This window comes from Mycobacterium sp. NPDC049093 (genome assembly GCF_040704635.1).
Lineage (GTDB): Bacteria > Actinomycetota > Actinomycetes > Mycobacteriales > Mycobacteriaceae > Mycobacterium.
The window spans coordinates 123,998-138,439 of sequence record NZ_JBEZJS010000001.1 but is presented as its reverse complement, the minus strand read 5'-3'; the positions used below and the strand labels follow the sequence as shown (position 1 = coordinate 138,439).

The 14,442-nt window shown below is 67.5% G+C and carries 15 protein-coding genes; 8 read left to right on the top strand and 7 right to left on the bottom strand.

The annotated features are described in order from the left end of the window. Positions 1 to 1,191, bottom strand: a complete 1,191-nt coding sequence (gene hsaA, locus AB0876_RS00730) for a 3-hydroxy-9,10-secoandrosta-1,3,5(10)-triene-9,17-dione monooxygenase oxygenase subunit (RefSeq protein WP_491837668.1) — start codon at positions 1,189 to 1,191, stop codon at positions 1 to 3. 168 nt (positions 1,192 to 1,359) lie between these two features. Here hsaA and AB0876_RS00725 point away from each other — a divergent pair, with 168 nt between their 5' ends. Continuing rightward, the gene (locus AB0876_RS00725) at positions 1,360 to 2,418 is read left to right on the top strand and encodes a 2Fe-2S iron-sulfur cluster-binding protein (protein WP_526040914.1); all 1,059 of its coding nucleotides are present in this window, start codon (positions 1,360 to 1,362) and stop codon (positions 2,416 to 2,418) included. Between the two features lie 28 nt (positions 2,419 to 2,446). Continuing rightward, the gene (locus AB0876_RS00720; RefSeq protein WP_055120771.1) at positions 2,447 to 3,016 is read left to right on the top strand and encodes a hypothetical protein; all 570 of its coding nucleotides are present in this window, start codon (positions 2,447 to 2,449) and stop codon (positions 3,014 to 3,016) included. Positions 3,017 to 3,042: 26 nt separating this feature from the next. Here AB0876_RS00720 and AB0876_RS00715 read toward each other — a convergent pair whose 3' ends face one another. Next, positions 3,043 to 3,504, bottom strand: coding sequence for an Rv1443c family protein (locus tag AB0876_RS00715; RefSeq protein WP_526040913.1), 462 nt, complete (start codon positions 3,502 to 3,504; stop codon positions 3,043 to 3,045). Positions 3,505 to 3,564: 60 nt separating this feature from the next. Here AB0876_RS00715 and AB0876_RS00710 point away from each other — a divergent pair, with 60 nt between their 5' ends. Continuing rightward, positions 3,565 to 4,179: a TetR/AcrR family transcriptional regulator gene (locus AB0876_RS00710; RefSeq protein ID WP_526040912.1), complete on the top strand. Its 615-nt coding sequence runs from the start codon at positions 3,565 to 3,567 to the stop codon at positions 4,177 to 4,179. Here the strand turns inward: AB0876_RS00710 and AB0876_RS00705 are convergent. Beyond that, the gene (locus AB0876_RS00705; RefSeq protein WP_526040911.1) at positions 4,176 to 6,305 is read right to left on the bottom strand and encodes an acyl-CoA dehydrogenase family protein; all 2,130 of its coding nucleotides are present in this window, start codon (positions 6,303 to 6,305) and stop codon (positions 4,176 to 4,178) included. The genes AB0876_RS00710 and AB0876_RS00705 overlap by 4 nt on opposite strands. A gap of 273 nt (positions 6,306 to 6,578) precedes the next feature. On the opposite strand from AB0876_RS00705, the gene kstR reads away from it, so the two are divergent. Further along, positions 6,579 to 7,184 carry a cholesterol catabolism transcriptional regulator KstR gene (kstR, locus tag AB0876_RS00700; protein WP_164480958.1) on the top strand — a complete coding sequence of 202 codons (606 nt, stop codon included), beginning with the start codon at positions 6,579 to 6,581 and terminating at the stop codon, positions 7,182 to 7,184. A 3-nt stretch (positions 7,185 to 7,187) separates the two neighbouring features. Further along, positions 7,188 to 7,967: a trehalose-phosphatase gene (gene otsB, locus AB0876_RS00695; RefSeq protein WP_526040910.1), complete on the top strand. Its 780-nt coding sequence runs from the start codon at positions 7,188 to 7,190 to the stop codon at positions 7,965 to 7,967. Between the two features lie 45 nt (positions 7,968 to 8,012). On the opposite strand, the gene AB0876_RS00690 is transcribed toward otsB, so the two are convergent. From AB0876_RS00690 to AB0876_RS00675, 4 genes are read right to left on the bottom strand one after another with little or no spacing between them, the layout of a single operon-like run. Continuing rightward, positions 8,013 to 9,113 carry an Rv3575c family transcriptional regulator gene (locus AB0876_RS00690; protein WP_491837659.1) on the bottom strand — a complete coding sequence of 367 codons (1,101 nt, stop codon included), beginning with the start codon at positions 9,111 to 9,113 and terminating at the stop codon, positions 8,013 to 8,015. A gap of 11 nt (positions 9,114 to 9,124) precedes the next feature. Continuing rightward, on the bottom strand, positions 9,125 to 10,006 hold the full coding sequence (locus tag AB0876_RS00685) for a metal ABC transporter permease (RefSeq protein WP_491837658.1): 882 nt from the start codon (positions 10,004 to 10,006) through the stop codon (positions 9,125 to 9,127). Continuing rightward, entirely contained in the window at positions 10,006 to 10,788 is a 783-nt protein-coding gene (locus tag AB0876_RS00680; protein ID WP_526040909.1) for a metal ABC transporter ATP-binding protein, read from the bottom strand. The genes AB0876_RS00685 and AB0876_RS00680 overlap by 1 nt, the downstream gene beginning before the upstream one ends. Further along, positions 10,775 to 11,725: a metal ABC transporter solute-binding protein, Zn/Mn family gene (locus AB0876_RS00675; protein ID WP_526040908.1), complete on the bottom strand. Its 951-nt coding sequence runs from the start codon at positions 11,723 to 11,725 to the stop codon at positions 10,775 to 10,777. Before AB0876_RS00675 ends, AB0876_RS00680 begins: the two co-directional genes overlap by 14 nt. A 57-nt stretch (positions 11,726 to 11,782) precedes the next feature. On the opposite strand from AB0876_RS00675, the gene AB0876_RS00670 reads away from it, so the two are divergent. The 3 genes from AB0876_RS00670 to AB0876_RS00660 all read left to right on the top strand — a co-directional run bounded on the left by AB0876_RS00670 (position 11,783) and on the right by AB0876_RS00660 (position 14,411). Then, positions 11,783 to 12,913 (top strand): GTP-binding protein, encoded by a 1,131-nt coding sequence (locus tag AB0876_RS00670; protein ID WP_491837656.1) that lies wholly within the window; start codon positions 11,783 to 11,785, stop codon positions 12,911 to 12,913. Between the two features lie 67 nt (positions 12,914 to 12,980). Continuing rightward, positions 12,981 to 13,640, top strand: coding sequence for a 5,6-dimethylbenzimidazole synthase (bluB, locus tag AB0876_RS00665; RefSeq protein ID WP_526040907.1), 660 nt, complete (start codon positions 12,981 to 12,983; stop codon positions 13,638 to 13,640). A gap of 9 nt (positions 13,641 to 13,649) precedes the next feature. Further along, complete coding sequence (locus AB0876_RS00660; RefSeq protein ID WP_526040906.1) at positions 13,650 to 14,411, top strand: LamB/YcsF family protein; 762 nt, start codon at positions 13,650 to 13,652, stop codon at positions 14,409 to 14,411. The last annotated feature ends 31 nt before the right edge of the window (positions 14,412 to 14,442 follow it).

The window sequence follows — 14,442 nt, the reverse complement described above, 5'->3', positions numbered from 1 at the left end:
TCAGACCATCGTGTCGGCCGGGGGCAGGCCGAACTCGTTGTTGCCGAAGATCAGGTAGGCGCGCTCGGGATCGTTGGCCGCGTGCACCCGGCCGGCGTGTGCATCGCGCCAGAACCGCTGCACCGGAGCGTCGTTCGACAGTGCGGTGGCACCCGAGGCCTCGAAGAGCCGGTCGATCGAGGCGATCGCGCGGCCGGTGGCACGCACCTGGTCGCGGCGGGCGCGGGCCCGCAGCTCGAACGGGATTTCCTCGCCGGCAACCAGCAGGGCGTACTCGTCGGCGACGTTGCCCGACAGCTGACGCCAGGCTGCGTCGATGTCGCTGGCGGCCTCGGCGATGCGGATCTTGGCGAACGGATCGTCCTTGGCCTTCTCGCCGGCGAAGGCGGCACGGACACGCTTGCCCTGGTGCTCGACGTGCGCGTCGTAGGCGCCGTAGGCCATACCGACGATGGGTGCCGAGATGGTGGTGGGATGGATTGTGCCCCAAGGCATCTTGTAAACGGGAGCGGTGTTGGTCTGGTAGCCGCCGGCGGTGCCGTCGTTCATCGCCTTGTAGGACAGGAAGCGGTGCTTGGGCACGAACACGTCCTTGACCACGACGGTGTTACTGCCGGTGCCGCGCAGACCGACGACGTTCCAGACGTCGTCGATCTGGTAGTCGGTACGCGGGATCAGGAAGCTGCCGAAATCGACCGGCCGGCCGTCCTTGATGACCGGGCCGCCGAGGAAGGCCCAGCTGGCGTGATCGCAGCCCGAGGACCAGTTCCAGGCACCGTTGACGAGGTAGCCGTCACCCGTCTCGGTCACCACACCGGCACCCATCGGGGCGTAGGACGAGGAGATCCGGACCGAGGTGTCCTCGCCCCAGACATCTTCCTGAGCCTGCTGGTCGAACAACGCCAGGTGCCAGTTGTGCACACCGATGATGCCGGCGACCCAGCCGGTGGAACCGCACGCGCTGGCCAGGCGCCGGACCGCCTCGTAGAACACCGTCGGGTCGCACTGCAGGCCGCCCCACTGCTCGGGCTGCAGCAGCTTGAAGAAACCGATGTCCTCCAGGGCCTTCACGTTCGCGTCGGGCAGCTTGCGCAGATCCTCGGTCTCCTGAGCGCGCTCACGCAGCGTCGGCAGCAGTTCATCGATGCCGGCCAGCACTGCCTGCACGTCACGCTGTTCAATGGATGTCACGGAAATGCCTCCCAAGATTCGGACTGCGATGAGCGCGAGCTGACCGCTTAGACTGAGATTAGAACACGTTACGATTTGTGTCGAGTAGCGCCTTGCAATGGTGGGCTGGACCAGGGCAAGTACGTTTTTGTAACATGTTCTAGTTATGAGTGAAGAAAGGGTCCAGCCGTGACTGATGAGCCACTGGGCAGCCATGTGCTCGAACTGCAGGTGAGTGCAGTCATCGAGGAGACGGCCGACGCCCGGTCTCTCGTGTTCTCCGTGCCCGAGGGCTCAGAGATTCCCGCCGACCGGCTGCGCTACTCCCCGGGCCAGTTCCTGACGCTGCGGGTGCCGAGCGATCGCACCGGCTCGGTGGCCCGCTGTTATTCACTGTCCAGCTCACCGGTGACGGACGACCAGCTGACCGTCACGGTCAAGCGGACGGTCGACGGCTACGCCTCGAACTGGCTGTGCGACAACGCACATGCCGGCATGAAGATGCACGTGCTGGCCCCGTCGGGGACCTTCGTGCCCAAGAATCTCGACACCGACTTCCTGCTGCTGGCCGCGGGCAGCGGCATCACCCCGATGATGGCGATCTGCAAGTCCGCACTCGCCGAGGGCACCGGCAACGTCGTCCTGGTCTACGCCAACCGCGACGAGAACTCCGTCATCTTCGGTGCAACCCTGCGCGACCTGGCGGCCAAGTACCCCGACCGGTTCACTGTCGTGCACTGGCTGGAGACCGTGCAGGGCCTGCCCAGCCCGGCCGCACTCGCCACACTCCTCGCCCCGTATTCGGCGCGCGAGGCCTTCATCTGTGGGCCCGGACCGTTCATGGCGGCAGCCGAGCAGGCACTGCAGCAGGCCGGCGCCGCCGACGAGCGCATCCACATTGAGGTGTTCAAGTCGTTGGATTCCGACCCGTTCGCCGCCGTGGTGATCGAAGAAGACGACAGCGACCAGGAGCCGGCCACCGCAGTCGTCACCCTGGACGGCACCACCCACGAGGTCCGTTGGCCACGGTCGGCCACGCTGCTCGACGTCCTGCTGGACAAGGGATTGGACGCACCGTTCTCCTGCCGCGAAGGCCACTGCGGTGCCTGCGCGGTCCTCAAGAAGTCCGGGGACGTCGAGATGAAGATCAACGACGTACTCGAACCATCCGATCTGGACGAGGGCCTGATCCTGGGTTGCCAGGCCACACCGGTGTCGGATTCGGTCGAAGTCACCTACGACGAGTAACGAGCGGATACCTTTCTTGACGATGACGATCAACAGGCTTTCCGCAGCGAGCACGGCAGCGGTGCTGACCGCGGCTGCGCTGGCGTTCCCCGCGTCGGCCACGGCCGCCTCCAACTCGGCCGTCAGCTCGATCCCGAGCCCCCAGGGCACGATCGAAATGCACGTAAGCGCGGACTGCGCCGGCACCACATGCAACTTCCGGACCTCGGCGAACCTGCTGACCCCGGACGGGCCGATCGGGTTCCCCGGTGACGCGTGGGCGCGTCAGACCATCACCCTGCGTAGTTCCAACAAGGACACGTGGCAGGAAGCCTCCTACAGCGCCCCGGCCGGGATGCCCCGGGAGATCAAGGGCTCCAACCACGACAACGTGCTGTCGAAGTTGTACCGATCGGTCAACAAGGTCGAGATCTCGGCGACGTACTTCGGTGGCGGGCCCATCGAGCGCTTCACCATCGACGGCGTGTCGACACCCACCAAGTGGCAGACCGGCCAGCCGAACACCGCAGACAACTTCATCATCTGCTCGGACATCCACGTGACCTGGGGCGGGGTGAACCTCACCACGCCGAGCGCCTGCGCCACGACCGGGTTCTGACCCGGGGGCCTCTTCTGGACTGGCGCTCACGCGCCGGCTTCCGCCATGTGTTTGTCCACGAGCCTGCGCCACCGGCGGTGCCGGTAGGCGTAGATCCCCTTGGCAACCGCGACCACCACGGAAGTCAGCCGCCCGGCGTCGATCTCGACGGTGTCGCTGTAGCGGCACGACCGGTCGGTGACCGGTTCGACGTGCAGGGTGTGATCCCAGGACCGCAGCATTCCGCCGTACTCGTGGGTGCGGATCGTGCGGGTGGTGTCGTCGACATCGAGAACTTCGATCGTGTGCCGGTAGGCCGGGATCACGTGGAAGGCGAACAACCAACCGGTGCCCTGATCCCCGGCCCGGAACGGTTCGGTGCGTCCGGCCAGAGCCGGCACCCCGAACAAGCCGCGGCAGACGTAGAGAAACGTCGGGACCTGCTGCATGGCCTGCCACACTCGTTCCGTGTCGGCGGGAAGAATCGTCTCAACCTGGATGCGCTGCATGTCACCAATTTTCGAGAGCAGCGCGACCCCTGACTACTCGCTTTTCGTGCGGAGGCGACGATGACCCCTACCGACCGATTTCGGGCCCGTAAGCAGCCCCGACAGCAGCGCGCCGTGGAGACTCGGCAGGCCATCCTCGAGGCGGCGGCTCGCATTTTCGCCGAGTACGGATATGCCGCCGGCACCACCAACCGCATCGCCGAAGCAGCGGATCTGTCGATCGGCTCGCTGTACCAGTACTTCCCGAACAAGGACGCGATCCTGTCGGCGCTCACCGACGCACACGTCGACGCCGGCGCCGCGCTGCTGCGCGAGCGCACCGCGGCAGGCCTGCCCGAATCACTCGAAGACCTGCTGCGCCTCTTCGTCCGGGCGACCATCGACAACCACCGCGACGACACCGGTCTGCACCGCGTGCTGTTCGAGGAAGCCCCGCGCTCACCGGCCCTGCTGGGCCGGTTGCACCGCACCGAAGAGGATGCCGTCGCCGCGGTAAAAGCCTTGCTGGACAGCCACTCCGACGTTGCGGTGGCCGACACCGGGTTTGCGGCGCGCATGGTGGTCGCGACCGTCGAGTCGCTGACACACCGGCTGTTGGCGTGCGACAAACCCGCCGACGCCGAGCAGCTCGAGGACGGCATCGTTGCGATGCTGTCGGGGTATCTGCGGGGTTAGCGCGGCAGGCCGAGCAGGCGCTCACCGGCGACGGTCAGCAGGATCTGCTCGGTGCCGCCCGCGATGGTCAGGCAGCGCGTGTTGAGGAAGTCGTGCACCTCGCGGTTACGCACCGCACCGCCGCCGTCGGACAATTCCAGCCGGAACTCGGCCAGTGTCTGCCGGTACCGCACGCCGATCAGCTTGCGGGCGCTGGCCTGCGCGCCGGTGTCCTGGCCGCTGACCGCCAACTGCGCGATCCGCTGGTCCAGCAGTGAACCCACCTGGGCCGTCAGGATCAACCCACCGAGGCGGTCCAGGTCGGCCGGATCCACGTCGGGCTGCGCGCCGAGCGTGCGCAGCAGTTCTTCCATCGGATTGCCCAGTGCCGTCCCGCCGGCCATGGCCACGCGCTCGTTGGCCAGGGTGGTGCGGGCCAGGCGCCAGCCGTCGTTGACGGTGCCCACCACCATCTCGTCGGAAACGAACACGTCGTCGAAGAAGACCTCGTTGAACAGCTCGTCACCGGTGATCTCGCGCAGCGGGCGGATCACGATGCCCGGCGTCTTCATGTCGATCAGGAAGTAGGTGATGCCCTTGTGTTTCGGAGCGTCGGCGTCGGTGCGCGCCAGGCACACGCCCCAGTGCGCTTTCTGGGCCGCCGAGGTCCACACCTTCTGACCGGTCAGCTTCCAGCCCGACTCACCGTTGGGGCCTTCTGCGCGAACGGCTTTCATACGCAGGGCGGCCAGGTCGGAGCCCGCGCCCGGCTCGGAGAACAGCTGGCACCAGGCCAGGTCGCCACGCAGCGTGGCCGGCACGAACTGGTCGATCTGCTCGGGGCTGCCGTGCTCCAGGATGGTCGGCACCGCCCACCAGCCGATCACCAGATCCGGACGCTCCACCTCTGCCGCAGCGAGTTCCTGGTCGATCAGCAGCTGCTCGGCCGGAGATGCGTTGCGGCCGTACGGACGTGGCCAGTGCGGTGCCAGCAGGCCGGACTCGGCCAGGGCCACCTGACGCTTTTCCACCGGTAGTGCGGCCACCTCGGACACCGCGGCGCTGATCTCGGGGCGCAGGCCGGCCACCGACTCCAGATCGATCCGGAGTTCACGACGCACACCCTGCTGGGTCAGTGCCGATACCCGGCGGATCCACCGGCGCCGACCACCGAGCGCGTGCGAAATCCCGTATGCGCGACGCAGATACAGATGCGCCTCGTGCTCCCAGGTGATGCCGATACCGCCGAGCACCTGGATGCAGTCCTTGGCGTTGGCCTCGGCCGCGTCGATACCGGCGGCGGCCGCCACCGCGGCGGCGATCGACAGCTGGGAGTCATCGGCCTCCGAGACCGCACGCGCCGCATCAGCGGCGGAAACCGAGACCTGCTCCGAGCGCAACAGCATCTCGGCACACATGTGCTTGACGGCCTGGAAGCTGCCGATCGGCTTGCCGAACTGCTCGCGCACCTTCGCGTACTCGGTGGCGGTCTGCAGGGTCCACCGGGCCAACCCGGCGGCTTCGGCGGCCAGCACCGCCGCGGTGATGTCTTCGAACCGCTGCCGCGAGACATCGAGCACCTGCGCGGGCGCCGCGTCCAACACGACCCGGGCCAGCGGCAGCGAGAAGTCGGTGGCGGTGAGCAGTTCGACGCTCACACCGGCAGCACCCGCGTCGACCAGCACCACGCGGTCGCCGGCGGGCAGCAGCAACACCCCGGCGGCGTCCGCACCGAGGACGTACTCGGCGGTGCCCGAGACCTTGTCGCCGGACAGCGTCAGGTCCGCACTCAGGGCCGCACCGGCCGTGCGCTCACCCGACACCAGCGCTTCCAGCACTGCCTCGTCGGTGACGACCAGGGTGGCGAGGGCCGTGGTGGCCACCGGGCCGGGCACCAGCGCGGCCGCGGCCTCGTCGACCATCGCGCACAGATCCTCGACCGTGCCGCCGGCGCCGCCCTGTTCCTCGGCGACCGCCACGCTGAAGATCCCTAGTTCGGCGAGACCCTGAAACGGCCGGCGCCAGGCATCGGCATCATGTTCAGCCTCGCGGACGGCGGTAGCTGTAGCAGCTGCGGCCGCCCAGCTACGCACCAGGTCACGGGCGGCAAACTGCTCGTCGGTGATGGTGGCAGACGCGCCGGACATGGTGGACCTCCTAGCCCCTAGCGCGAGAAGTCCGTGCTTCTCACTAGAACGTGTTCTAATGGTGACAGTGTTCGACCGTCAAGTCGACCCGCATCACAGCAGGACACGTCCGTGTGTTTAACGGCGCGGAGGTGTGTAGAAGGAGATCGCCGTGCGTATCGTTTTCGACGGGGCACGCGACGAGAGGGGGCCACACACCGCATGTCCAGCGCACCACAGAAGACAGGCAGCGAATCGTCCGGGTCTGACACCCGGCCGCGTGAGGTTATGAACGTGGCAGTCCTCGCCGAATCCGAACTCGGCTCCGAAGCTCAGCGGGAGCGCCGCAAGCGCATCCTGGATGCGACCCTGGCCATCGCCTCCAAGGGCGGCTACGAGGCCGTCCAGATGCGTGCCGTCGCCGAACGCGCCGATGTCGCCGTCGGCACGCTCTACCGCTACTTCCCGTCCAAGGTCCACCTGCTGGTGTCGGCGCTGGGCCGGGAGTTCGAGCGCATCGACGCCAAGACCGACCGCGCCGCATTGGCCGGCGGCACCCCCTACCAGCGGCTGAGCTTCATGGTCGGCAAGCTGAACCGGGCCATGCAGCGCAACCCGCTGCTCACCGAGGCCATGACGCGGGCCTTCGTGTTCGCCGACGCCTCGGCCGCAGGCGAGGTCGACCACGTCGGCAAGCTGATGGACTCGATGTTCGCCCGCGCGATGAGCGACGGCGAGCCGACCGAGGACCAGTACCACATCGCCCGGGTCATCTCGGACGTGTGGCTGTCCAACCTGCTGGCCTGGCTGACCCGCCGGGCCTCGGCCACCGACGTCAGCAAGCGACTCGACCTGGCGGTCCGGTTGCTGATCGGCGCCGAGGACAAACCTAAGATCTAGCGGGTGAGCCTTCCCGCCGACCTGACCCGAGCTCTCACGGCCGCGGCCCGCGTCGACCGGCTCCTGATCACCTCTGATTTCGACGGCACCCTGGCCCCGATCGTCAACAACCCGGCCGACGCGCGCCCCCTGCGTGACGCCGCCACGACACTTGTCTCCCTGTCCGAACTTCCGGGCATCTCCACCGCCCTGATCTCCGGACGGGCCCTCGAGGTGCTGCGGGACCTGTCGGGTATGCCCGCGGCGGTGCACCTGGTCGGCAGCCACGGGGCCGAATTCGACTCCGGCTTCACCCACCCCATCGACCGCGCCCTCCTCGACACGATCGCCGGTGAGCTGCAGGCGATTGCGGCCAGCAGGCCCGGGGTGACCGTCGAACTCAAACCGGCCAGCGTTGCACTCCATGTACGCAACGCCGAACCCGCCGACGCCGACTCCGCGCTGGTGCAGGCACATGCGGCGTCGAAGGCCTGGAATGCCGAGCTGACCGAGGGCAAAGCCGTCCTCGAGTTCGCCGTGATCACCACCGACAAGGGTGAGGCGATCGACATCCTGCGCGACGACCACGGGGCGTCGGTGGTGATCTACTTCGGCGACGACGTCACCGACGAGAAGGCGTTCCGCCGGTTACGCGACGGCGACGTCGGCGTCAAGGTCGGGCCCGGCGACACCTTGGCCACCTACCGGGTCGACGAGCCCGAAGATGTTGCGGCAGCACTGAAGTACCTGCTCGACGCGCGCACCTCCGCCGAAACGGCATTCCAGCCGGAAAAGGCCGAGTAAACGCCTGCCGGAATGCCGTTTCGGCGAAAGGAACGGCGCAGGAGCCTAGGCCGGCGGGCCCGACGTCCGGCCGCGCACCACCTCGGTCTCGAGCACATCGATCACCGGCAGGCCGTCCCGCGGCGGATTGTGCAGCAACTCGCCTGCCCGGCGGCCCTTGGCCACACTGGACTGCACCACGGTAGACAGGCCGCGCCGCAACGCCTCCGGTACCCCGTCGAACCCCGTGACCGTCATCTGCCCCGGCACATAGATGCCACGGGAACGCAGATAATCCATGGCCGACAAGGCCAGTACGTCGGCGGTGCACATCAGCGCGGTGATCCGGGGATTGGCGTCCAGCGCCACCTCGGCGGCCGCTCCTCCGGACGTCGGCAGGTGGTCGTAGCTCTCCACCACCGTCAGCGTGGCCGGCGCCAGGCCGGCGGCCGTCATCGCGTCGTAGACGCCGTGGATCCGTTCGCGCTGCACATGGAAATGCGGGGACAACACCCGATCCGGGTCTGCCAGTGCGGGTTTCATGCTCTCGTGCGGCCAGTCCCGGCCCAGCCGCATGGTCAGCAGGCCGATGTGTTGATGGCCCAGTTCCAGCACATGCTCGGTCAGCCGCCGCATCCCGCCGCGATCGTCGATGCTGACCCGCGACACCCCGGGAACGTCCTTGGGCTGATCCACCACCACGACCGGCAACTGCCGTTGACGCACCACCGGTAGATACGGATCGTCGTCGGAGGCCGAGTACACCACGAATCCGTCGACGCCCGCCGCGAGCACGGCCGCCGAGCCGTCCTCGAAACTGCGGTTGGGCCCGATGGCCACCAATAGCAGCCCCTGACCCGCCGCCTCGCAGGATTCGGCAAGCCCCGCAACGAAATCCAGCGCAGCGGGATCACTGAACGAGTAGTTGAGCGGCTCGGTGATGATCAGCCCGACCGCGCCGGCTCTCCGCGTCCGCAGAGACCGGGCCACCGGGTCCGGTCCGGCATAGCCCAGCCGTTTGGCCGCATCGAAGATCCGGTCCCGGAGCTCGGCGGACAACTGGTCCGGACGGTTGTAGGCATTGGAGATCGTGGTACGCGAAACCTTCAGTTCGGCGGCCAACGAAGCCAGAGTGGCCCGCCGCGGCGGGTGGGGACTCCTTGGCATGCTTTCTGAGGCTAGCCGATGGCCGAATTCCTCACCCGGTCAACCGCCCACACCGCCAACCAGATCCCGCACGCAATCGTGACGATCACGAAGCTCGGCGGCATGTTGAAGATCGCCGAGACCGCCAGCCCGGCCCACACCGACACCACGCTGATCACGGTCGAGATCGTCATCGCGAGAATCGGCCGGGCCGTCACCATGATTGCCGTGGCGGCCGGGGTGACGACGAGCGCGAACAGCAGCAGCGTGCCCACGGCCAGCACCGCCATCGTGACCGCGATCCCCAACAGCACCATGAACAGCACCGACAAGGCGCGGACCGGCACCCCTTTGGCCTCGGCCACCTGCGCGTTGACCGATGCGAACAACAGTGGGCGGAAGACGAATACGACCGTGGCGGCCAGCACCACCAGCAGCGCGGTGAACATCAGCAGCTGCTGATGGGTGATGGCCAGCAGGTTGCCGAACAGCACGTTGGTCAGCGTGGACGAATTCTTGGTGGCCAATGAGTTGAAGAACAGACCGAAGCCGGTGGCCAGGGCCAGCACCGTGCCGGTGGCCACCTCACGGTCGTGCGCCCTGCTGCCCAGCGCCCCGATCACCAGTGCCCCGCCCACGCAGAAGGCGCCCAGCCCCAGCCCCACCGGGAGCCCGAGCAGCGCCGCGCCGGTGGCACCGGGCAGACCGATGTGTGCCAGCGCGTGGGCGGCGAACGCGGTGTTGCGCACGATGACGAAATAGCCGATCAGCCCGGCGGCCAGCGCCACCAACGTGCCGCCGATCAACGCGTTGCGCATGAACGCCGACGTCAGGATCTGCCACCAGTTGTGCTGGTAGCCCAGTGCCAGAGTGCTTTGGGCGAACGTGCCCTGCGCCAGCAGACCCGCCGACATCACACGCTCCTCATGTACATCTGCCCGAGCGGGGTGTGGGCCACCTGTACCTGGGTTCCGTACAGGTGGGTCAGCAGGTCGGCATCCACGACCTCGTCGATGGCTGCGTGGTGCGCATGCCCGTCGAGCAGATAGATGGCGCTGTCGAGCACGCTCAGCAGCGGGTTGAGATCATGCGCGACAACGAGAATCGTCACCCCGAGGTCCTTGTTGAGCTTGGCCAGCAACTGCACGATCTCGTGTTGGTTGCGCAGGTCGAGCGCGGCCAGCGGCTCGTCGAGGATCAGCATCTTCGGATGTCCGACAAGAGCATTGGCCAGGGCGATGCGCTGGCGTTGCCCACCCGACAGTTCCGACAGCCGCATGGTCGCGAACCCGGTGGCCTCGACCCATTCGAGGGCCTCGTCGACCCGGGCCCGGTCGGCGGCCGAGGTGCGGGTGAAACCCCAACGTCCACCGGTGAGCCCGAGGGTCACCGCACCGCGGGCTCGGATGGCCTCCCCCGCACCTGCCGCGTAATCCTGAGGGACGTAACCGATGAGGTCATTGTGCTCACCCGGCGCGCCACCGAGAACCCGCACCGAACCGGAGGCGGCCGGCAACAGGCCCAACACGACCTGCAGCATCGTGGACTTGCCCGATCCGTTGGAACCGATCAGCGCCACGATGCCACCGGTCGGGATCTCGAAGGTGCCCTCCGACCAGATCAGCCGGCCCCCACGCACGGCACTGACGTCGTCGAAGACGAGGGCAGGTTGAGACTCGGTGCTACTGCTGGACACCGAGAGCCTTGGCGAGCGCGGTCAGTTGGTTCACCTGCCAAGCCTCGAACGTATCCGCTCCCGGCGCCACCGTTTCGGTGACATCCACGACCGGAATTCCGGCGCTCTCGGCAGCCGCACGGACCTGCTGGGGCACCGAACCCTCGGTCTGGGTGTTGTAGATCAGCACATCGGCCCCGTGATCGCCGAGCAGCCGCAGCAACGCGTCCAGGTCGGCCGGTGCCGGGTCGGTCTCGTTGGACGAGGCGGCCTGGAAGCCTGCGGGCGTCACGTTGACCATGCCGACCGCGGCCGCCATGTCGTCGAACACCGCTTCGGTGGCGGCGTAGCGCTTGCCTGGCGCCTTGGTCTTGATGTCGGTGATCAACTGCTGGTAGGGCTGCATCGAGGTGGTGAACTCGGTGCGGCGCTGCGCGAAGTAATCCTTTGCCTGCGGCGCCATCTGGCTGAGTTCCTCGGTCACCGCGTCGGCGACGCCGGTCACTGCGGCCGGGTTGTACCAGGCGTGCGGGTTGGGCGAGGGCTCGTCGGACTCTCCGACGGCGCGCAGCACGATGGCATCCGGTGCCGTGCTCTGGGCGAGCTTGGTCGCCCACTCGTCGTAGTGGCCACCGTTGATGACGACCAGCTGGGCGCCCTGGAATTTGGCCGCATCCGCGGGCGCGGGCTCGAAGTCGTGCGGATCGACCGACGAGCCGGAAACCACCGTGGTCACCTTCGCGCAGTCACCGCCCAGGGCGGACACGATGTCGCCCCACTGGTCGACGCTGACGACCACGTTGACCGGCGTGGTCACGCAGTTCCCACCGGCCTCGGGCTGCTCGGTTTCTTCGGAGCCGCAGGCGGCGAGGGCGAATGGCGTGGCCAGCAACAACGCGGTGGCCAGAGCGCGGAGATTCAGGGGCGGGAGCACGGCGATAACGATAACCGTTTGCATTAGCTGATGCACGCCCGGATGATGATTTATTGAAAATCGTTTTCATTAAGGAGTCTGATGTCCGACCTGCTGCCCGTCACCGTCCTGTCCGGCTTTCTCGGCGCCGGGAAGACCACGCTGCTCAACCACATCCTGGCCAACCGCGAGGGCAGACGCGTCGCGGTGATCGTCAACGACATGAGCGAGGTCAACATCGATGCCGCCCTCATCGCCGGGCAGGGGCACCTCGACCGCACCGAGGAGAAGCTCGTCGAGCTGACCAACGGCTGCATCTGTTGCACGCTGCGCGAGGACCTCGTCGAGGCCGTCGGCGCGCTGGCCCGCCAGAACCGCTTCGACCAGCTCGTCATCGAGTCGACCGGAATCTCCGAACCCATGCCCGTGGCGGCCACCTTCAGCTGGGAATTCGAGGACGGCTTCCGGCTCGGCGAGCTCGCCCGGCTGGACACCCTGGTGACGGTGGTCGACGCGTCCACGTTCCTGAGCGAGGTCGTTCGCGGTGAAGGCCTGGCCGATCGGGACCTGTCCGCAGGCGAGGGCGATGCCCGCAGTATCTCCGACCTGCTCACCGATCAGGTGGAGTTCGCCGACGTCATCCTGCTCAACAAGACCGACCTGGTGAGCCCGGCCATCCTCGACACCGTCCACACGCTGCTGCGCAGGCTCAATCCGACCGCCAAGCTGATCCGGACCGACCACGGCGTCGTCGATATCGGCGAGGTGCTGGGCACCGGGCTGTTCGATCCCGAGGCCGCCGCCCGGACCCCGGGCTGGGACGAGGAGATCGCCGACGGGCACGCACCCGAAACCGAGGAGTACGGCATCAGCTCGATGACCTTCCGCTCCGACCGGCCATTTCACCCCCAGCGCCTCGGCGACGCGCTCGCTCAGGTGACAAGGGTGTTGCGCAGCAAGGGTTTCTGCTGGATCGCCAGCCGGCCGACGATCGCCGCCATCTGGTCGCAGGCCGGCCCCAACCTGGCGATCGAGCCGGCGCAGTATTGGTCGGGCGCCGAGATCGCGCCGGGCCAGGAGATCGTGTTCATCGGAATCAAGCTCGACCGGGACAAGGTCAACCGACTACTCGCCGGAGCCCTGCTGACCGACGCCGAACTGGCCGAGGGGCAGCAGGCCTGGGTCGGCTATCCCGATCCGCTACCGGCCTGGAACGTCACCCATTCGCACTGAGCGGCTTGCGCCCCGTTGGCGACGAGGACGTCGTCGACCTTCTCCACCGCACGCCTAAGCTCGATTCGTGTCCGAGCACGCCTTCAGCCCCGACGAGCGCCGCGCCGTCTACCGGGCCATCACCGAACGGCGCGACATGCGCCAGTTCGTACCCGGCAGCGCCGTCGCGCCCGAGGTCCTCGGCCGGTTGTTGCAGGCCGCTCACGCAGCACCGAGCGTGGGTCTGATGCAGCCCTGGCGGTTCATCCGGATCACCGACGACGCCTTGCGCAGAAAGATCCACTCACTGGTCGACGAGGAACGGGTCAACACTGCGGACGCTCTCGGCTCACGCGGCGACGAGTTCCTGGCACTGAAAGTAGAGGGCATCCTCGACTGCGCCGAACTGTTCGTCGTCGCCCTCGGCGAGAACCGAGACCGGCACATCTTCGGCCGCCGCACGCTGCCTCAGATGGACCTGGCGTCGGTGTCGTGCGCGATCCAGAACATGTGGCTGGCGGCCCGCGCCGAAGGTCTCGGCATGGGGTGGGTGTCGATTTTCCAGCCGCTGCCGCTTGCGGAACTGATGGGCATGCCCGTTGACGCCGAACCGGTCGCGATCCTGTGCCTGGGCCCGGTGCCCGAGTTCCCGGACCGGCCGGTGCTGGAGATCGAGCACTGGACCGTCGGGCGCCCGCTTCCCGAATTCGTGTCGGAGAACGGCTGGCCGGACGCACCGTCGTCCTAGGCTGGTTGCGTGGCTGAATCCGTCGACCTCAACGCCGATCTGGGCGAGGGCTTCGGCGTGTGGGAACTCGGCGACGACGAAGCCATGCTCGGGGTCGTCACCAGTGCCAATGTGGCCTGCGGTTTCCACGCCGGCGACCCGGCGCTGTTGCTGCGCACCTGCCGTCAGGCCGCGGCCAGAGGCGTGCGGGTCGGAGCCCAGGTCAGTTACCGCGACCTGGCCGGGTTCGGCAGACGCTTCATCGATGTCACACCCGAGGATCTGACCGCCGAGGTGATCTACCAGATCGGCGCACTGCAGGCCATCGCCCGTGCGGCAGGGACCACCGTCGCCTACGTGAAACCCCATGGCGCGCTGTACAACACCATTGTCAGTCACCGGGAGCAGGCCGCCGCGGTGGCGGCCGCGGTGCACGGCGTCGACGCCGGCCTGCCGGTGCTGGGTCTGTCGAGTTCGGTGTTCTTCGAGGAGGCCGGGAAGCGCGGTCTGCGCACCGTTGCCGAGGCGTTCGCCGACCGCGCCTACCAACCCGACGGCACGCTGGTGTCACGCCGCGAACCTGGAGCCGTGCTGCACGATCCCGTGGAGATCGCCGAGCGGGTGGTGGGCATGGTCACCACCCGGCAGACCACCGCCGTGGACGGATCGGTCATCCCGGTAACGGTGGAATCGGTTTGCGTACATGGCGATTCACCGGGGGCGGTAGACATCGCCACGGCAGTACGCGAACATCTGCTCGCCGGCGGGATTCAGCTGTCGCCCTTCACCTAGCCTGACACTCCGCTGACTATTGGTAATGATT

Excerpts from the sequence above, each read along its gene's own strand:
- AB0876_RS00715 (WP_526040913.1), bottom strand. The coding sequence starts at position 3,504 with ATGCAGCGCATCCAGGTTGAGACGATTCTTCCCGCCGACACGGAACGA.
- AB0876_RS00710 (WP_526040912.1), top strand. The coding sequence starts at position 3,565 with ATGACCCCTACCGACCGATTTCGGGCCCGTAAGCAGCCCCGACAGCAG.
- AB0876_RS00705 (WP_526040911.1), bottom strand. The coding sequence starts at position 6,305 with ATGTCCGGCGCGTCTGCCACCATCACCGACGAGCAGTTTGCCGCCCGT.
- AB0876_RS00690 (WP_491837659.1), bottom strand. The coding sequence starts at position 9,113 with ATGCCAAGGAGTCCCCACCCGCCGCGGCGGGCCACTCTGGCTTCGTTG.
- AB0876_RS00685 (WP_491837658.1), bottom strand. The coding sequence starts at position 10,006 with ATGTCGGCGGGTCTGCTGGCGCAGGGCACGTTCGCCCAAAGCACTCTG.
- AB0876_RS00675 (WP_526040908.1), bottom strand. The coding sequence starts at position 11,725 with ATGCAAACGGTTATCGTTATCGCCGTGCTCCCGCCCCTGAATCTCCGC.
- AB0876_RS00670 (WP_491837656.1), top strand. The coding sequence starts at position 11,783 with ATGTCCGACCTGCTGCCCGTCACCGTCCTGTCCGGCTTTCTCGGCGCC.